The sequence below is a fragment of the Mycolicibacterium llatzerense genome (genome assembly GCF_025331195.1).
GTDB lineage: Bacteria > Actinomycetota > Actinomycetes > Mycobacteriales > Mycobacteriaceae > Mycobacterium > Mycobacterium llatzerense.
Window position 1 is genome coordinate 1678325 of record NZ_LXOV01000001.1, and the last position, 21757, is coordinate 1700081.

At 69.2% G+C, this 21757-nt stretch carries 1 protein-coding gene (only partly in view); it reads left to right on the plus strand.

Annotation, left to right across the window (positions count from 1 at the left end):
- A protein-coding gene (locus A7G45_RS08420) for a non-ribosomal peptide synthase/polyketide synthase (protein WP_260935724.1) crosses the window boundary here: on the plus strand, window positions 1-21757 show its 5' portion. It continues 9257 nt past the right edge of the window; 21757 of the gene's 31014 nt are visible here — the first part of the coding sequence; its start codon is at window positions 1-3; its stop codon lies off the right edge, out of view.

A 21757-nucleotide genomic window follows, 5' to 3' on the forward strand; every position in this document is an offset into this window, starting at 1 on the left:
ATGGATCTCGGCGATTCGTCGTGGCCGGTCACGCGTGGGCAGTTGGATATCTGGCTCGCGCAGGAAACGGGTCAATCGGCTGCGGAGTGGCAACTCGGCATCTTCGCAAAAATTGACGGACCAGTCGATTTCGGGTTGTTCGAGCAGTCGATCCGGCGCGTCGTCGGGGAAGCCGATCCGGTACTGGCGACCTTCTCGGAGACCGATGGTCAGGTCCGCCAGCGGGTCCTTGATGCCGCCGATTTCGACGTGGCCTTCGTCGATCTGACCCACGCCGACCAGCCGATGGCCGAGGCGCGCGCCATGTCCTCGGCGCTGCAGCGCACCCCCATGCCGCTCGACGGCCTGCTGCTGCGCTTCGCGTACTTCCAGGCCGGTCCGGCCGAATCGTTCTTCTTCGCGTGCTGCCACCACATCGTCGCCGACGGCATCGGACTGGCGCTGGTCCTGCAGCGGATCGCCGCCGTCTACTCGGAAACTGTTGCGGGCGTAGCGATTCAGCCGTCGTACTTCAGTTCGCTGCAGGATCTGCTCGACTGTGAGGCAGCGTACGAAGCCTCCGCGGACTACGCAGAGGACGAGGCGTACTGGACGGCGAACCTGCCGGCAGAGCCCACCCGTGAGCTCCGGCTCGGCGACGCGGCGGATGCCGAGGACGGCTCGTCGGAGCCGATCCAGCTCGCCCCTGCACTGTTGGCTCAGGTGGAACGACTGTGCGACGCCTGGGATGTGCGCCGGTCGACGGTGCTCATCGCCGCTTGCGCGCTGGTCCTGCGTGGCCGGTCAGCTGACGGCCACGAGGTGGTGCTGGACCTGCCGGTGACCCGCCGCGTGCTGCAGGTGTCGAAGACGTTGCCCGGCATGGTTGCCGGGGTGGTGCCACTGGTCCTGCAGGTTTCCCCCGATGCCACGGTCGCCGAGTTCTGTGCGCATGTGCACACTCGCACCCGAGAAGCGGTGCGCCATCAACGATTTCCGGTACAGGCCCTCGAGCGCAAGATGCACGGGGTGGGCGCCGACCGGATCGTGGTGGACTTTCTACCGTCGGGGTTCACCGTGCCGCTGGGCGAGGCCACCGCGGCAGCGCAACTGATCTCAGGTCTTGGACGAGGCTCCGGACTCGCGTTCTCGGGCACGGGCGACGAGCTGTCCGTCACGACGTTCGGTACCCGCCAGCTCGACGTCGTCGAATTGGCGGACCAGCTGGACCGGGTGTTGACCGCGATGACGGCAGATCCAGCTCAGCGCCTGTCGTCGTTGCCGGTGCTGGGTGCACCGGCCGAGGAACGGCTGGCCGAATTCGGAAACTGGGCGACGCTCGCCACCGAGACGGACCCGCCGGCATCGATTCCGGCGCTGTTCGCCGATCAGGTGGCTCGCGTGCCCGAGGCGGTCGCGCTCAGCGGCGACGGTCGGGCGCTGACTTACCGGGAACTCGACCGCGCGTCGAACCAGATGGCTCAGCTGCTTGCCGACCGCGGTGCGGGTCCGGGTCGGCGCGTGGCGGTGATGCTGCCGCGTTCCACCGAGGCCATCGTGACGATCCTGGGCGTGCTCAAGACCGGTGCGGCATATCTGCCGATCGACCCGGCGCTGCCGGCGTCCCGAATCACCTTCATGCTGGACGACTCTCAGCCGTTCGCGGCCGTCACCACCGCTGCGCTGGCAGACCGGTTCGACGGGTTCGACGGCATCGTCGTCGATGTGCGAGAGCGCGACGCATTCGACGAGACCGGCGACTGGCCGGCCGCGGCCGGGCCCGAGCCCGACGATGTCGCCTACGTCATCTACACCTCGGGTACGACCGGCACGCCGAAAGGCGTTGCGATCGCCCATCAGAACCTGACCCAGCTGATCGCGTCGCAGGACGCCGGCCTGCCGTCCGAGCAGGCCTGGTCGCATTGGCATTCGTACGCCTTCGATTTCTCGGTGTGGGAGATCTTCTCCGCGCTGCTGCGCGGTGGCCGACTGGTGGTGGTGCCCGAGTCGGTGTCCGCTGATCCGGCCGAGTTCCATGACTTCCTGATCGCCGAAAAGGTCACGGTCCTCACCCAAACCCCTTCTGCCATCGGCATGTTGGACATGACGGGCCTCGAGTCGTGCGCTCTGGTGATGGGCGGCGAGGCGTGCCCGGCCGAGGTGGTCGACCAGTGGGCCCCCGCGCGCGTGATGGTCAACGGCTACGGCCCGACCGAGACCACCATCTACGCGGCGATCAGTGCGCCGCTGGCGGCCGGCGGCGGCGCGGCGCCGATCGGATCGCCGCCGAGCGGCGCGGCCCTGTTCGTGTTGGACGGCTGGATGCAGCCGGTGCAGCCCGGCGTGGTCGGCGAACTGTATGTGGCCGGCGGCGGTGTCGGTGTCGGGTACCTGCACCGGACCGCATTGACCGGATCCCGCTTTGTGCCATGCCCGTTCGGTAAGCCCGGCGAGCGCATGTACCGCACCGGGGACCTGGTGTACTGGGGCGACGACGGCCAGCTGCGGTACGTCGGCCGCGCTGATGCGCAGGTCAAGATTCGCGGCTACCGCATCGAATTGGGCGAGGTACAAACAGCTTTGGCGGCGCTCGACGGCGTCGTGCAGGCGGCAGTGATCGTCCGGGAGGATCGTCCCGGCGACAGGCGCCTCGTCGGCTACGTGACCGGCGCCGTCGATCCGGTCGAAGTGCGGGCCGCATTGGCGGATCGGCTGCCGGCGTACCTGGTCCCCGCCGCGGTGGTGGCGCTGCCCGAACTGCCGCTGACCACCAGCGGCAAGCTCGACACCCGCAGCCTGCCGGCCCCTGAGTACACGGGCGACGACTACCGTGCGCCCGACAGCCCGGTCGAGGAGATCCTGGCCGCCATCTACGCCGAGATCCTCGGCCTGGAATCGGCGGCCGTCAGCGTCGACGACTCGTTCTTCGAGCTGGGCGGCGACAGCATCCTCGCGATGCAGGTGGCGGCGCGGGCTCGGGCCGCCGGTCTGGCGTGCCGCCCGCGTGACGTGTTCGTCGAGCAGACGGTGGCGCGCCTGGCGCAGACGGTGACCGTCACCGATGGCGCGGATGATGTGGTCGACGAAGGTATCGGACCGGTACAGACCACCCCGATTCTGCGGTGGCTCGCTGGTATCGAGGGCCCGGTCGACCAGTTCAACCAGACCCTGGTGTTGCAGGCGCCGCATGGCGCCACCGCGGCCGACGCGGTGATGTTGTTGCAGGCCTTGCTGAATCGGCACGCGATGCTGCGGCTGTGCGTCGGCGCCGATGGGACCCTGGAGGTACCCGAAGCCGGTTCGGTCGCTGCCCACGAGTGCGTCGTCGAGGTCGATGAGCTGTCCGAAGCAGCGGTGGCCGCGGCACGGACCCGGCTGAACCCGAATGCCGGGCTGATGGTGAGCGGCTTGTGGGTCGGCGCCACCGGACAGCTGGTGCTGATCGTGCACCACCTCGCGGTCGACGGGGTGTCGTGGCGAATCCTGTTGGAAGACCTCAATATCGCGTGGGCTCAGCACCGCGCCGGCCAGCCGGTGGAGTTGGCGACGACCGGAACGTCATTCCAGAAGTGGGCCGCGCTGCTCACCGAGCACGCGCTCCAGCCGGACGTGCCGGCGCAGGCGGCGGCCTGGCGCCACGTCGCTTCGGTACCCGCGGCCCTACCGGCGGCGGACCCTGCTGCGGACACCTACGCCACCGCGGGCCAGTTGTCGGTCGCTCTGGACGCCGACCACACGCGTGCGCTCCTCGGCGAGGTACCGGCGGCTTTTCACGCTGGGGTGCAAGACATTCTGCTGATCGGGTTCGCCCTCGCGGTCGCGGAATTCCTGGGCAGCGCCGGCGCCCCCATCGGCATCGACGTCGAAAGCCACGGGCGTGACGAAGACATCGCGGCCGACGTCGACCTGTCGCGGACCGTGGGCTGGTTCACCGCCAAGTACCCGGTGGCGCTTTCGATGGGCCAGCTGACCTGGTCGCAGATCATCGCGGGTGACGAAGCGCTCGGCGCAGTCGTCAAAGCGGCCAAAGAACAGCTGCGGTCCCAGCCCGCCGGTCTGACCTACGGCGTGCTGCGATACCTGAACGACGACATTGATCTGGACGGCGCCGAACCGAGCATCGGGTTCAATTATCTGGGGCGCCTTGGCTTCCCGCAGATCGCCGGGATCGACGAGTTGTGGCGGCTGGGGCGGGACGAACTGTCCCTGGCCGGCGCCGCGGCACCGCTGCCGCTGTTCCACACCGTCGAGCTGAACGCCGGAACCGTCGACACCGATGCCGGCCCGCAACTGCAGGCCGACTGGACGTGGGCGACGTCCGTTCTCGACGACGCCCAGCTGAACCGGTTGAGCCGGTTGTGGTTCGAGGCGCTGTCGGGCATCTGTGCACACGTGCGGGCCGGTGGTGGCGGGCTGACGCCGTCGGATATCGCGCCTGCGCGCCTGGGCCAGCAGCAGATCGACCAGTTGCGGCAGCAGTACCGCATCGCCGACATCCTGCCGCTGACGCCGTTGCAGCAGGGCCTGTTGTTCCACAGCAGCACCGCGCACGAACGGGCTGACGTCGCGGCCGAAATGTATTCGGTACAGCTCGATTTCACGCTGACCGGCGCACTGGATCCGCAGCGACTCCGTGATGCGGTGCAACGCACGGTCAACCGGCATCCGCACCTGGCGGCCACGTTCTGCCAGCAGTTCGACGAGCCGGTTCAGGTGATCCTGGCTGAACCCGAAATCTCCTGGAAGTTCATCGATTTCGGCGTGACAGGGGCGTTCGAGGAAGATGAGATTCAGCGGCTGTGTGCCGCCGAGCGCATCGCAGTCGGCGATCTCGCCGGTGAGCCGCCGTTCCGGGCCCTGTTGATCCGCATCGCCGAGGACCGGCACCGGTTCGTGCTGACCAACCACCACATCGTGCTCGACGGCTGGTCGCTGCCGATCCTGCTGCGTGAGATCTTCGCCGGTTATGCCGGGCACCGGTTGCCGCCGGCGGCGTCGTACCGGAAGTTCATCACCTGGCTCGCCGATCGGGACCTCGATGCGGCACGCGCGGCGTGGGGTGCCGTGCTGGCGGGCTTCGATACGCCGACGCTGGTAGGCCCACAGGACCGGCTGCAGGACCGGCTGGGACGGGGCGGGCGCGGCTTTGCGTCGTTCGAGATTCCGGCAGAGACCACCCGCGCACTCGGGGAGCTGGCGCGTTCCTGCCAGACCACCGTCAGCACTGTGCTGCAAGGGGCCTGGGCCGTGCTGCTGACGTCGCTGACGGGCAAGCAGGACGTGGCATTCGGCACCGCGCGGTCCCGGCTCGGTCAGCTGGACATGGGCGACACCGAATCGATGGTGGGCCTGCTGATCAACACCGTGCCGGTCCGCGCCAACCTCGCCGCGGGTACCACGGTGACCGGCCTGCTCGATCAGCTGCAGACCGCGCACAACGACACACTCGATCATCAGCACCTGGCGCTGGGCGAGATTCACCGCGTCGCCGGTCACGACCAACTCTTCGACACGCTGTTCGTGTACGAGAACTATCCGGTCGAAGCCGGAGTGTCGGTCGGCGGTGACGACGGTGCCGAACTGACGATCTCGTCGTTCGCGAACCGGGAGTTCAACCACTACCCGCTGACGGTCGAGGCGTTCCCGGGCGATGAGCTCGGGCTGCACATCGAATACGACAACGAGGTGTTCACCGAGGCCGGCATCGAGGCGATGATCGGCAGGTTGCGCCGGCTGTTGGTCGCGATGACCGACGACCCGACGCGGAAGCTGTTGTCCATCAACCTGCTCGACGCGGCCGAGCAAGACCGGCTGCAGCACTGGTCCGGGGCCGGGACCCGCGCGCCGGTCGGACTCGGGCCCGAGCTGCTGGCCGCTGCCGTCGCGGTCGATCCGGCTGCCGTCGCCGTCGTCGACGGGGCGACTGAGATGTCCTACCGCGAACTCGACGAAGCCTCGAATCGCCTGGCGCGCTTGCTCATCGACCACGGCGTCGGTCCGGAACGCGCGGTGGGCGTGGCCATGGACCGATGCGCGGACCTGGTGGTGGCGTGGTGGGCCGTGCTCAAGGCCGGCGGCGTGTACGTGCCGGTGGACCGCACCCATCCCGTCGAACGCATTGCCACGGTGCTGGATTCGGTGGCCGCCGCCTGCGTTCTCACGCGAGACGTCGACCAGGTCGGTGGCGCGGGCGCGCGCCCGGTGATCCGGGCGGACGTCGACCTGTCCGGCTACCGCGCAGAACCGATCACCGACGCCGACCGCGCGCTGCCGCTGACGGTCGACAACACCGCCTACGTCATCTTCACGTCGGGCTCCACGGGCGAGCCCAAGGGCGTCGCGGTCAGCCACGCCGGCCTGCTGGGAGCGGCTGCGGCACAACGTGACTCCTACGGCTTGGTCGCCGACGACCGCGTGCTGATGGTCGCGGCGCCGACCTTCGACGCGTCCCTGTTCGAGATGCTGATGGCGACGGGCGCGGCAGGTGCGCTGGTGGTGGCACCGCGGGACGTGTACGCCGGCGAGGCGCTCGTAGACCTGATGCAACGGCAGCGCGTCAGCGCGACACTGCTCACCCCGACGGTCGTGGCGTCCCTGGACCGCACGCGGCTCGACGGCCTGACGACGTTGATCACCGGCGGTGAGGCCTGCCCCGACGAACTGGTGCACGCCTGGGCGCCAGGTCGCAGCATGTTCAACGCCTACGGGCCCAGCGAGTCCACCATCTGGGCCACCGGCACCCCGCTGCTGCCGGGCCGGCAGGTGAACATCGGGACGCCGATCGCGGGTACCCGGACCCTGGTGCTCGACGCCCAGCTCAACCCCGTACCGCCGGGTGTCACCGGCGAGCTGTACCTCGCCGGCCCAGCGGTGGCGCTCGGCTACGTCGGCCGACCCACCCTGAGCGCTGAACGGTTCGTCGCGAATCCCCATGGTGGGCCAGATGATTCCGGCAATCGCATGTACCGCACCGGCGACTTGGCGCGCTGGAACGCCGACGGCACACTGGACTACCTGGGCCGGGCCGACACCCAGATCAAACTGCGCGGTCAGCGCATCGAACTCGGCGAGATCGAAAGTGCGCTGCTGGCCTGCCCGCAGGTCAGCCAGGCCGCGGCCACCGTGCACCACGGCACCGGTGGCGCCCAACTGGTCGGCTATCTCACCTTCGAACACGCCACCGACGGCAAACGCGACACCGAACATGACGCGGAGATCGTCGGGGAGTGGCAGGACATCTACGACGAGCTGTACGCCGCCGCAGACGCGGAAGGTGAAGCGCCCGAGTTCGGTTCGGATTTCCGGGGCTGGAACAGCAGCTACACCGGCGAGCCGATTCCGCTGGCCGAGATGCAGCAATGGCGGGCCGCCACGATCGACCGGATCATGGCGCTGCATCCGCGGCGGGTGCTCGAGATCGGTGCCGGCTCCGGCCTGATCCTGTCCCAGATCGCGCCGCACTGCGAGCAGTATGTCGCCACCGATGTCTCGTCGGCGGCGGTCGACAAACTGGCGCATTCGTTGCAGCAGTTGCAGATTCCGTGGCGCGACCGGGTCGAGTTCATGGCCCGGGCAGCGCACGTCACCGATGGACTGCCCCGTGGTCATTTCGACACCATCATCGTGAACTCGGTGGTCCAGTACTTCCCCAACGCGGCGTACCTGACCGAGGTCATCGACAAAGCGGTGGAACTGTTGGCGCCCGGGGGAACTCTGTTCCTCGGCGACATCCGTAATCACAGTCTGCAGAACACTTTCCAGACTGCCATCGTGGTGGCCCGCAGTGAGGGCGAGACTGATGCCGCGGTCCTGCGTCAGCGCGTCGAGCATGCCGTGCTCGGTGAAGCCGAACTGCTCCTCGCGCCGGAATTCTTCACGACCTGGGCGGCGCGGCGGGAATCGGCTGTCGGGCTTGGTATTCGGATCAAGCGCGGCACCGCGGACAACGAGCTCAACCGATACCGCTACGACGTCACCATTCACAAGGCGCCCGCCGCCGGCCGTTCGGTGGCCGATATCCCCACCTGGACGTGGGGCGAATGCGCCGACCTGGCCGGGCTGCAGCAGCGCTTGGCCGGCCTGCGGCCGGAGGCGATCCGCGTCGCCGGCATTCCCCGCGCGGGAGTGCGCATCGACGTCCGGCTGGAACAGGAACTCGCCGGCATCCGGGTGGACGCGGAAACTCCTGAAACGCCCGAGACCACAACGGAAGAACTGCACCGCGTCGGTGAGGACGCGGGATACCAGGTCGCCGTCACCTGGGGTGCGGAGCCCGGCTGTGTCGACGCCGTCTTCGTCAGCCCGGGCGATGCTGGTTCGGCAGGGGTGCCGCTGACGGACTTGTATCGTCCGCACGCGCACCCCGGGGTCCACGCCAACGAGCCGCACAGCAGCACGAAGATCAGTGCCGTCCGGAACCGGCTGAGCGCCTGGCTGCCCGACTACATGGTGCCGCAGCACATCGTGGTGCTCGACGAGATGCCGCTGACGACGTCGGGCAAGCTCGACCGCAAGGCGCTGCCGGCGCCCGAGTACACGGACACCGACGGCTACCGGGCTCCGGCCGGCGTGGTGCAAGAGATCCTCGCCGACATCTACGCCCAGGTGCTGGGTGTGCAGCGAGTCGGCGTGGACGACTCGTTCTTCGACCTGGGTGGCGACTCGCTGTCGGCGATGCGGCTGATCGGTGCCGTCAATTCGAGCTTGGCCGTGGACCTTTCGGTGCGCGCGCTCTTCGAGGCACCCACCGTGGCGCAGCTGGCGCCGCGGATCGGCGGGGACGCGACGCGGCTGGCGCCGCTGGTGGCTGTCCCGACCGATGCGCGGCCGACCGCACTTCCGTTGTCGTTCGCCCAGAACCGGCTGTGGTTCTTCGACCAGTTGCAGGGACCGTCGGCCATCTACAACCTGGCCGTGGCCCTGCGGCTGCGCGGCCGCCTCGACACCGACGCGCTGGGCCGGGCACTGGCCGATGTGGTGGCCCGCCACGAAAGCCTGCGAACGTTATTCGTGGCCCCGGAGGGCACCGCCGAACAGGTGATCATTCCGGCGGACCAGGCCGATATCGGCTGGGAGACCATCGACGCCGGCGGCTGGCCGGCACGCAAGCTGGACGACGCGGTGACCGCCGCGGCCCGCCACACTTTCGACCTGTCCACGCAGATCCCGTTCCACGCCAAGCTCTTCCGCGCCACCGATGACAACCACATCCTCGTCATCGTGGTGCACCACATCGCCGCGGACGGCTCGTCGGTCACCCCGCTGGTGCGCGATCTCGGGTTGGCCTATGCCAGCCGGTGTGCGGGTCGGGCCCCGGACTGGTCGCCGTTGCCGGTGCAGTACGTCGACTACACGCTGTGGCAGCGTGCGCAATTCGGCGAACTCGATGACGCGGACGGCCCGATCGCCGCGCAGCTGGACTTCTGGCAGGAGACCCTGACGGGACTGCCCGAGCGCCTCGACCTGCCCACCGACCGCCCGTATCCGCCGACGGCCGACCACCACGGCGCCCGGGTGACCGTGCAGTGGCCGGTCGCCCTGCAGCAGCAGATCCGCCGCGTCGCCCGTGAGCACAACGCCACCAGCTTCATGGTGATCCAGGCGGCGTTCGCCGCGCTGCTGGCGCGGATCAGCTCGACTTCCGATGTGGCGGTGGGCTTCCCGATCGCGGGCCGGCGCGATGCCGCCCTCGACGAACTGGTCGGCTTCTTCGTCAACACCCTGGTGCTGCGGGTCGACCTGGGCGAGTTCGCCGGCGGCGACCCGACGTTCGCCGATCTCCTGGCGCAGGTGCGCAGGCGGAGCCTGGCGGCGTACGAGCACCAGGACGTCCCGTTCGAGATGCTCGTCGAGCGGTTGAACCCGACCCGGAGCCTGACTCACCATCCGGTGGTCCAGGTGCTGCTGGGCTGGCAGAACTTCTCCTGGCAGGCGGGGGATGCGGCAGGGCTGGCCCTCGGCGATCTGCAGGTGACCCCGCTGACGGTGGACACCCAGACGGCCCGCATGGATCTGGCGTTCTCGCTCGGCGAGCGCTGGGACGGCGACGGGGAGCCCGACGGACTCGACGTGATGGTGGAGTTCCGCACCGACATTTTCGACACGGAGAGCATCCAGGCGCTCGTCGGCCGGTTCGAGCGAATGGTGTTGGCGTTCAGCGCCGATCCTGAGCAGCGGTTGTCGGCGGTGGATCTGCTCGACGAGGTCGAGCAGGCCCGGCTGGACCGCTGGGGGAACCGTGCCGTGCTGGGTCAGCCGACGGCTGCAACGACCGTGCCCGAGGTGTTCGCCGCGCAGGTTGCCCGCACGCCGGACGCGGTCGCGGTGGTCTGCGGCGACCGATCACTGACGTACCGGGAACTCGACGAGGCGTCGAATCGATTGGCGCACCTGCTGACCGCGCAGGGTGCCGGACCGGGACAGATTGTCGCGCTGCTGTTTTCGCGCTCCGCTGAGGCGATCGTCGCGATCCTGGCGGTGCTCAAGTCCGGCGCGGCATATCTGCCGTTCGATCCGGCACTGCCGGCGGCCCGTATCGAGTTCATGCTCGGCGACGCCGCACCGGTCGCCGTCGTGACCACCAGTGATCTGGCGGACCGGTTCGACGGATTCGGCGTCACGGTCATCGACGTGGCCGACCCAGCGGCGGCGGCGCAGCCGAGCACGCCGCCGCACGGTCCCGCGCCTGACGACGTGGCTCACCTGATCTACACCTCGGGCACCACCGGTATGCCCAAAGGCGTTGCGGTCACGCAGTACAACGTCGTTCAGTTGTTCCAGGGCCTGGAGATCGGCATCGAGCTGTCGGCGGAACAGGTGTGGACGCAGTTCCACTCCTATGCGTTCGACTTCTCGGTGTGGGAGATCTGGGGCGCGCTGCTGCACGGCGGACGGCTCGTGGTGGTGCCCGACGCCGTAGCCCGCTCCGCTGACGACTTCCACGACCTGCTGGTTCGCGAGCGAGTCACGGTACTGACCCAAACGCCCTCTGCCGCAGCGGTGTTGTCCACCGAGGGGCTGGACGCGGCAGCCCTGGTCATCGGCGCCGAGGCGTGCCCGCCCGAGATGGTCGACCGCTGGGCACCGGGCCGCACGATGGTCAACGTCTACGGGCCCACCGAGACGACCATGTGGCTGTGCAAGAGCCTGCCCCTGACCGCGGGCTCCGGCGCACCACCGATCGGCTCGCCCACTGCGGGTGCGGCGTTCTTCGTGCTCGACGAGTCGCTGCGCCCCGTCCCGCCGGGAGTGGTCGGCGAGCTGTACCTCGCCGGGCGCGGCGTCGGTATCGGCTACTGGCGCCGATCTGGCCTGACCGCAACACGTTTCATGGCCTGCCCGTTCGGTGAACCGGGCACCCGCATGTACCGCACCGGAGATCTGGTGTCGTGGCGCCCCGATGGGCAGCTGGACTACTTCGGCCGCGCCGACGAGCAGGTCAAGGTCCGCGGCTACCGCATCGAATTGGGCGATGTCCGTTCGGCATTGGCCGAGCTACCCGGCGTCGAGCATGCGGCGGTGATCGCCCGCGAAGACCGTCCCGGCGACAGGCGCCTGGTCGGTTACATCGTCGGCACGGCAGACCCGGCCGAGGCGCGCACCGCGCTGGCGCACCGGCTGCCGGGCTACATGGTCCCGGCCGCCGTCATCGGCGTGCCGGCGCTGCCGGTCACCGTCAACGGCAAGCTGGACACCAGGGCGCTGCCGGCTCCGGACTACCAGGACGCCACGCGGTACCGGGCCCCGTCGGGCGCGATCGAGGAAACCCTGACGGCCATCTACGCCGAACTTCTCGGTGTCGAGCGGGTCGGTGTTGACGACTCGTTCTTCGACCTGGGTGGAGACTCGTTGTCCACCATGCGGTTGATCGCCGGGATCAACGCGGCGCTCGACGCGGAGCTGCCGGTGCGGACCGTCTTCGAGGCACCCACTGTGGCTCAGCTCGCGGCGCGGATCGGCGATGGCGCGACGAGGCGCGAGCCGCTGGTGGCGGTCGAGAGGCCGGCCGTCATCCCACTGTCGTTCGCGCAGAACCGGCTGTGGTTCGTCGACCAATTGCAGGGCGCGTCAGCGCTTTACAACATGCCGGTGATGCTGCGGCTGCAGGGTCAGCTCGATGCAGAGGCGCTGCGCGCGGCGCTGGCCGACGTGGTCGACCGGCACGAGAGTCTGCGCACCGTGTTCACCGCGACGGAAGGCACGCCCCAGCAGGTGATCGTGCCCGCCGACGAACTCGAGCTCGGCTGGGACGTCATCGAAGCGAGTGCCTGGACCGACGCACAACGAGCGGACGCGGTACGCGCCGCCGCGCAGTACGCGTTCGACCTGGCCACCGAAATCCCCGTGCGCGCCAGCCTGTTCCGCCTCGCCGACGATGAACACCTGTTGGTGGCAGTGGTCCATCACATCGCAGCGGACGGCTGGTCGCTGCAGCCACTGGTGACCGACCTGGGCGCGGCATACGTCAGCCGCCGCGCCGGAGAAGCGCCCGGTTGGGCGCCGCTGGCTGTGCAGTACGTCGACTACACGCTGTGGCAGCGCAGGCAACTCGGCGAACTCGACGCTCCCGACAGTGAGGTCGCGGCCCAGCTCGGTTACTGGGCCGACGCCCTGGCCGGCATTCCCGACCGGATCGACCTGCCGACCGACCGCCCGTACCCGGCGGTCGCGGACCTGCGTGGTGCCACGATCGAAGTGGACTGGCCCGCCGAATTGCAGCAGCAGATCGCGCGGGTGGCGCGCGAACACAACGCGACCAGCTTCATGGTGGTGCAGACCGCGCTGGCGGTCATGCTGGCCAAGCTCGGCGCCAGTTCCGATGTCGCCATTGGCTTTCCGATCGCCGGGCGGCGCGACCCTGCCCTCGACGACCTGGTGGGCTTCTTCGTCAACACCCTGGTGCTGCGTGTCGACCTGACCGGAAACCCGACTGTCGAAGAGCTTTTGGCACAGGTGCGGGCGCGCAGCCTCGCGGCCTACGAACACCAGGACGTGCCGTTCGAGGTACTGGTCGAACGCCTGAACCCGGCTCGCTCCCTGTCCCACCATCCACTGGTCCAGGTGATGCTCGGCTGGCAGAACCTGCCGTGGCAGCACGTGGGCAGCACGGGCAACCTCACCCTGGGCGACCTGACGGTCACTCCGCTGCCGGTGGAAACCCAGGCGGCGCGCATGGACCTGGCGTTCTCGCTGTCCGAACGGTGGAGCGCCACAGGCGAACCCGCCGGCATCGGCGGCATCGTCGAATTCCGCACCGACGTTTTCGATGCGGAGAGCGTCGAAGCGCTGGTGCGCCGGATGCAGGCGGTGCTGGCGGCCATGACCGCCGACCCCGGCCGAGCCCTGTCCACGGTCGATCTGCTGACGCCGCACGAGCGCGCCCGGATCGAGGCGATCGGTCATCGGGATGTCTTGACGCGGACGGTGGTCCAGCCGTCCGTTCCGGAGTTGTTCGCCACCCACGTCCGGCGCGCTCCCGACGCGGTGGCGATCACCGACGCGGGCGCGGCAGTCGCAGCTGACGCTCGCGCGTCGATGACGTACGCGGAACTGGACGCTGCGTCGAACCGGATGGCCCACCTGCTGACCAGCCACGGTGTCGGGCCGGGTTCGGTTGTCGCGCTGCTGCTTTCCCGATCGACCGACGCCATCGTCGCAATACTGGGCGTGCTCAAGACCGGCGCGGCGTACCTGCCGGTCGACGTGGCGTGGCCGTCGGCGCGGATCGAGTTCGTCCTCGACGACGCGGCCCCGGTCGCGGCGATCACCACCGACCCGGCACTGTTGTCGGGCTTCAGCGGAGCGGTCGTCACCGTTGCCGACGCTGCGGCACAGCCTGATTCAGCGCTGCCGATGCCGAACGCCGACGCGCTGGCCTACGTCATCTACACCTCGGGCACCACCGGTGTGCCCAAAGGCGTCGGGCTCACCCACGCCAATGTGACCCAGCTGCTCGGCACTCTCGACGCGGGCCTGCCGGCCGCCGGGGTGTGGAGTCATGCGCATTCGCTGGCGTTCGACGTGTCGGTGTGGGAGCTCTTCGGTCCGCTGCTGCGCGGTGGCCGCGTGGTGGTGATCGGCGACGATGTGGCCCGTTCGTCGGCGGATTTGCACCACACCTTGGTGACCGAAGGCGTCACCGTCCTGACCCAGACCCCAACAGCGGCAGCGGTGTTGTCTCCAGTGGGACTGGAGTCGGCGACGCTCGTCGCGGTCGGTGAAGCGTGCTCACCGGAGGTGGTGCAGCGCTGGGCGACCGGTGGCCGCGTGATGGTCAATGCCTATGGGCCGACCGAGACGACGATGTGCGTTGCGATCAGTGCGCCGCTGACGGCCGAGTCGGTGGCGGAATCCGCAGTGGTGCCGATCGGTTCGCCGGTGGGCGGCGCCGCGCTGTTCGTGCTCGACAACTCGTTGCGGCCGGTGCCGCCCGGGGTGATCGGCGAACTGTATGTCGCCGGTGCCGGGTTGGGCGTCGGCTATCTGCGGCGTGCCGGACTGAGTGCCTCGCGGTTCGTGGCCTGCCCGTTCGGGGCGCCGGGCCAGCGGATGTACCGCACCGGCGACCTGGTGCGCTGGGGTGCCGACGGACAGCTGACCTATCTCGGCCGCGCTGATGAGCAGGTCAAGATCCGTGGCTACCGCATCGAACTCGGCGATATCCAAACGGTTTTGGCGGCGCTGGACGGTGTGCAGCAGGCTGCGGTGATCGCCCGCGAGGACCGACCCGGTGACAAGCGCCTCGTCGGGTACGTGACCGGGACCGCTGATCCGGCCGCGGTGCGAGCCGAGCTGGCCGGGCGACTCCCGGGTTACATGGTGCCCGCGGCGATCGTCCCGTTGGACCGTTTGCCGTTGACCGCCAACGGCAAGCTGGACACCCGTGCCCTGCCCGCACCCGACTATGCGGTGGGCGAGTACCGGGCGCCGGCGACGGCTGTCGAGGAAATCCTGGCAGGCATCTTCGCGAATCTGTTGGGACACAGCCGCGTCGGTGTCGACGAATCGTTCTTCGACCTCGGCGGCGACAGCATCGCCGCGATGCGTCTGATCGCGGCGATCAACGCCGCGCTGGATACCGACCTGGCGGTGCGCACGGTGTTCGAGGCGCCCACCATCGCCGAGCTGGCGCCGCGGATCGGGACGTCCACGCCGCGCCGGGATCCGCTGGTCGCAGGAGAACGGCCCGCGGTCATCCCGTTGTCGTTCGCGCAGAACCGCTTGTGGTTCCTCGAGCAGCTGCAGGGTCCGTCCGCGACGTACAACCTCTCGACGGTACTGAAGCTCGCCGGGCGATTGGACGCCGAAGCGCTGCGCGCCGCGCTGGTCGACGTGGTGGCCCGGCACGAAGCGCTGCGCACCGTGTTCGTCGCACCGGACGGCGTGCCGCAGCAGGTGGTGCTGCCGGTGTCCCAGGCCGACATCGGTTGGGAGAGCACCGATGCGACCGGTTGGTCGACTGCCCGCCTGGACGACGCCGTCGACACCGCAGCGCGCTACGCCTTCGACGTGTCCACTGAGATTCCGTTGCGTGCCAGCCTGTTCCGGGTATCCGCGGACGAGCACGTGCTGGTGGCCGCGGTGCACCACATCGCGGCCGATGGCTGGTCGATCACGCCGCTGGCGCGCGACCTCGGCATTGCCTACGCGAGCCGCTGCGCCGGACAGGCACCGCCGTGGTCCGACCTGCCGGTGCAGTACGTCGACTACACGCTTTGGCAGCGTGCGCAATTCGGCGATCTGCACGATGGCGACAGCCCGATTGCGACGCAGCTCGCCTACTGGCAGGACGCGTTGGCCGGGCTGCCCGAGCGGCTGCAACTGCCGACCGACCGCCCCTACCCGCTGGTGGCCGATCAGCACGGCGCGACCGTCGCCATCGACTGGCCGGCCGAATTGCAGCAGCAGATCGCGCGGGTGGCGCGCGAGCACAACGCCACCGGATTCATGGTGGTGCAGGCCGCGCTCGCCCTGCTGTTGTCCACGGTCAGCGCGAGTTCCGATGTCGCCGTGGGCTTCCCGATCGCGGGCCGCACCGACCCGGCGCTCGACGACCTGGTCGGCTTCTTCGTCAACACCCTGGTGCTGCGCGTCGACCTCACCGGCGATCCGACCTTCACCGACCTGCTGGCGCAGGTACAGCAGCGCAGCCTCGCGGCGTACGAGAACCAGGACGTGCCGTTCGAGGTGCTGGTGGAGCGGCTCAACCCCACGCGCAGCCTGACGCACCACCCGCTGGTGCAGGTCTTGCTGGCGTGGCAGAACCTGCCCGGCCAAGGACAGCACGGTGCCGGGCTGACCCTCGGCGACCTGGCGGTGACGCCGCTCCCGGTGGACACCCAGACCGCCCGCATGGACCTCACGTTCTCGCTCGGCGAGCGCTGGACCGACGACGGTGCGGCGGCCGGCATCGCGGGAACCGTCGAATATCGCACCGACGTCTTCGACGCCGGCAGTATCGAGACGCTCATCGAACGGTTGCAGCGGGTGCTGGCCGCCGTGAGTGCCGATCCCACAGCGCCGGTGTCCACGGTCGAGATGCTCGACGACGCCGAGCGCACGCGTATCGATGCCATCGGCAACCGGACCGCACTCACCAGGCCTGCTGGCGATGCCACGATTCCGGGAGTGTTCGCGGCGGTGGTCGCGCGGACCCCGGACGCCGCGGCACTGAGCTGCGACGGCCGCACACTGACCTACGCGGAACTCGATAAGCGCGCCAACCGCTTTGCGCACCTGCTCGCTGAACACGGAGCCGGGCCGGGGCAGACTGTGGCACTTCTGCTTCCGCGGTCCGCGGAAGCGATCGTGGCGATCCTGGCGGTGCTCAAGACCGGTGCGGCGTACCTGCCGCTCGACCCGGCGCTGCCGGCGTCCCGCGTCGAATTCGTGCTCACGGATGCCACGCCGGTCGCGGTGGTCACCACGGGTGACCTGACGGACCGGGTCTCCGGCCTGGACGTGGCCGTCATCGAGGTGGATGACCCCGCCGACGCCCAGCCCGACACGGCACTGGCCGGGCCCGCCGCAGACGACGTCGCGTACCTGATCTACACCTCCGGCACCACCGGTGTCCCCAAAGGTGTTGCGGTGATGCACCGTAACGTCACTCAGCTGATCGGCGCCCCGGACTCCGGCCTGCCGGACGCGGGGGTCTGGAGCCAGTGGCATTCGCTGGCGTTCGACGTTTCGGTGTGGGAGATCTTCGGCGCGTTGCTCAACGGTGGCCGACTGGTCGTCGTACCCGAGTCCGTCGCGCGGGCACCGGAAGACCTGCACGCGCTGCTGGTGGCCGAGCAGGTCACCGTGCTGAGTCTGACTCCCTCTGCGGCAGGCGCACTTTCGCCGACGGGTCTGGACGGGGTCACGCTCGTGGTCGCGGGCGAGGCGTGCCCCACCGAGTTGGTGGACCGCTGGGCCGGCCGCGCGATGATCAACGCCTACGGTCCCACCGAGGCCACCATCTACGCCGCGATCAGCGCGCCACTGACGCCCGAACAGCCGACGGTGCCGATCGGCTCGCCGGTACCGAACGGCTCGACGTTCGTACTCGACAGCCATCTGCGGCCCGTGCCGATCGGTGTCGTCGGTGAGTTGTACCTCGCCGGCGGCGGCATCGCCGCGGGATATCTGCGCCGCGGCGGGCTGACCGCCTCGCGCTTTGTGGCCTGCCCGTTCGGCGGGCCCGGCGCCCGCATGTACCGCACCGGTGACCTGGTGCGCTGGCGCGCCGACGGTCAGCTGGATTACCTGGGCCGAGCCGATGATCAGGTCAAGATTCGCGGCTACCGCATCGAATTGGGCGATATCCAAGCAGCTTTGGCGGACCTCGACGGAGTCGAACAGGCCGCCGTCATCGCCCGCGAAGACCGGCCGGGGGACAAGCGGCTGGTCGGCTACCTCACCGGATCGGCCGACCCCCTAGCAGTCCGTACCGCGCTGGCAGATCGGCTGCCGGCGTACATGATTCCGGCCGCCGTGGTCGTCGTTCCGGAGCTGCCGTTGACGGCCAACGGCAAGCTCGACATCCGTGCTCTGCCGGCGCCCGAGTACGCCGCGGGCGACTACCGGGCGCCCGCGAACGCGATCGAAGAGATCCTCGCCGGCATCTACGCCGCGGTGCTCGGCGTCGAGCGCGTCGGTGTAGACGACTCGTTCTTCGACCTTGGCGGCGACAGCATTTCGTCGATGCAGGTGGTCACGCGGGCGCGCGCGGCAGGCCTGACCTGCCGGACCAAGGACCTGTTCGTCGAGCAGACCGTCGCCCGGCTGGCCCGGGTGGTCGAGGTCAGCGAGAACTCGGGCGGGGAATCGGACTCGGGCGTCGGGCCGCTGCCGGCCACCCCGATCATCGAATGGCTGCGCAGCGTCGACGGCCCCACCGACGAGTTCAACCAGACCGTGGTGGTGCAGGCACCGGCGGCTGCCACCGAGGCCGACGCGGTATTCCTGTTGCAAGCCTTGCTGGATCGCCACGCCACGCTGCGGATGCGTGTCGACGAAGACGATGCCGGTGGCTGGTCGCTGACCACGGCTGAACCAGGCACCGTGGACGCGCGGGAGTGCTTGCACACCGCGGACACCTGGTCCGACGACGCACTGGCCGCGGCTCGCGCGCAGCTGAACCCAACTGCGGGGACGATGCTCGCCGCGCTGTGGGTGGCGGACACCCGGCAGCTCGCGGTGATCATCCACCACCTGGCCGTCGACGCGGTGTCGTGGCGAATCCTGTTGGAAGACCTCAACATCGCGTGGATGCAGCGCCGGGCCGGTCAGCCGGTGGCGTTGCCGGCGGGCGGCACGTCGTTCCAGCGCTGGGCGGAAGTCCTCGTCGAGCGTGCCCAGGATCCGAGCGTCGTCGAACACGTCGCCACGTGGCAACAGGTGGCGCAGGCTCCGGCCGTATTGCCGGCTGTGCAGCCCGCGGTCGACACCTTCGTCACTGCGGGGCACCTGGCGGCCGAACTGGATGCCGAGACCACCGCGACGCTGCTCGGCGCCGCCCCTGCGGCGTTCCATGCCGGCATCAACGACATCCTGGTAATCGGATTCGCCTTGGCGCTGGCCGAATTCGCCGGTGCGCACGGCACGCCGATCGGCATCGACGTCGAGGGACACGGGCGTCAGGAAGAACTCGGCTCCGACATCGACCTGACCCGGACCGTCGGCTGGTTCACCGCCAAGTCCCCGGTGTCGATCACCCTCGGGGACGTCACCTGGGCGCAGGTGATGACCGGTGACACCGCGCTGGGCGCCCTCGTCAAGGACGCCAAGGAGCAGCTCCGCGCGCTGCCGGACCCCCTGACCTACGGGCTGCTGCGCTACCTGAACTCGGATGCGGTTGTGGCGGGACCGGATCCGGCCATCGGCTTCAACTACCTCGGGCGCCAGGGCGGTACCGCCGAACTCTCCGAGGAGCTCTGGCGCATCGGGGATTCGTCCGCCGTCGCAGCGATGGCCATCCCCATGCCGCTCATGCACACCCTGGAACTGGGTGCCGGAACCATCGAGACTCCGGATGGCCCACGGCTGCATGCCAATTGGACCTGGGCTCCGTCAGCACTCGATGAGGAACAGGTGACCCGCCTGAGCCGGCTGTGGTTCGAGGCACTGTCCGGCATCTGCGCCCATGTCGCCGACGGTGGGGGAGGACTCACCCCGTCGGACATCGCGCCGGCGCGCCTCAGCCAGCAGCAGCTCGACGAGCTGGAGCAGCATCACGGCGTCGCCGACGTGCTGCCACTCACCCCGGTTCAGCAGGGTCTGCTCTTCCACGCCACCACCGCCCAGGGCGGCGAGGACCTGTATGCCGGACAGCTGGACATCGGGATCACCGGGCAAATCGACGTCGACCGGCTGCACGATGCAGTGCGCGGCGTCATCGCCCGGCACCCGCACCTGGTGGCGAACTTCCACCCGCGGTTCGGGCAGCCGGTGCAGGTCATCCCGGCCGATCCCGTAACCGCTTGGCGCTACCTGGAACTCGATTCCGAAGCGGAGCTGGCAGACATCCGCGCGGTCGAGCGTGCCGCAGTGTGCGACCTGACCACGGGCCCGGTCTTCCGCGCCGCACTGATCCGAGTCGCACCCGACCGGTACCGATTCGTCCTGACGAACCACCACATCGTGCTCGACGGCTGGTCGATGCCGATCATGCTGGCGGAGATCTTCGCGGGCTATCACGGCCACCGGCTGCCGCCGGCCACGCCGTACCGCAACTACGTCAGCTGGCTGTCCGACCGGGACCACGACGCGGCCACCGCCGCCTGGGGCGAACTGCTCCGCGGTATCGATACGCCGACGCTGGTCGGACCGACCGGCCGCACGGAGTCGGGACCCCGGTTCGTCGAGACCGTCACGCTGCCCGCGGAAATCGCCACGGCCGTCGGTGAATTGGCGCGGTCACGGCACACCACCATCAACACCGTGCTGCAGGCGGCGTACGCGCAGCTGCTGTGCTGGCTGACCGGCAGCCACGACGTGGTGTTCGGCACCACGGTGTCCGGGCGGCCCGCCGAAGTCTCCGGCGTCGAATCGATGGTCGGCCTGTTCATCAACACCGTGCCGGTCCGCGCCCACCTCACCGCGACGACCACCTCGGCGGACCTGCTCGATCAGCTGCAGGGTGGCTACAACGACACCCTCGACCATCAGCACCTGGCGCTCAACGAGATTCATCGCATCACCGGTCAGGACCAGCTGTTCGACACCCTGTTCGCGTTCGAGAACTACCCGGTGGACACCGCGGCGCTGTCGAGCGATGCCGAGCTGGCCGTCACGGATGTCGCGACTCACGAATCCACGCACTATCCGCTGACGGTGCAGGCGCAGCCCGGTCGTGAACTGACCATCCGTATCGAGTACGACACCACGGTGTTCGGCGCGGCCGACATCGCGGCGATGATCCAGCGGCTGCAGACGGTGCTGGTGGCCATGACCACCGAACCGGGACAACCGGTCTCGGCCGTCGCTGCCCTCGAGCCGGACGAGCAGGCCACGGTGGATCAGTGGAGCGGGCGGAGTGTGCTGGCGGAACCCGTTGCCGGCGAGACGGTTCCAGGGCTGTTCGCCGAGCAGGTGGCGCGGACGCCGGATGCGGTGGCGCTGACCTACGACGCGTCGGCGCGGACCTATCGGGAACTGGACGAGGCGTCAGACCGGTTGGCGCACGTGTTGGCCGCCCACGGCGCGGGCCCGGGACGGGCCGTGGCCCTGGTGTTCCCGCGCTCGGCCGACGCGGTCATGGCGATCCTGGCGGTGCTCAAGACCGGGGCGGCGTACCTGCCGATCGACCCGGCGCTGCCCGCGGACCGCGTCGAGTTCATGTTCACCGACGCGGCACCGGTGGCAGTCGTCACCACCGCGGCACTGGTCGACGAGATCGCCGGCCTCGGTGTGCCAGTGCTGGACGTCACCGCCGGAGATGGCGAAAACCACGTCACGGCAACACTTTCGGGACCGCGACCCGACGACATCGCGCATATCATCTATACGTCCGGAACCACCGGGCTGCCCAAGGGTGTCGCGGTCACGCACCGCAACGTGACCCAGCTCTTCGCGGGGCTGGACCTCGGATTCGAGCTCGGTCCCGATCAGGTGTGGGCGCAGTTCCACTCCTATTCGTTCGACTTCTCGGTGTGGGAGATCTGGGCTGCCCTGCTGCACGGCGGGCGCCTGGTGGTGGTGCCCGACGCGGTGGTCCGCTCGGCAGATGAGTTCCATGCCTTGCTCGTTCGCGAGCAAGTGACGGTGCTCGCGCAGACCCCGTCCGCGGTGAGTG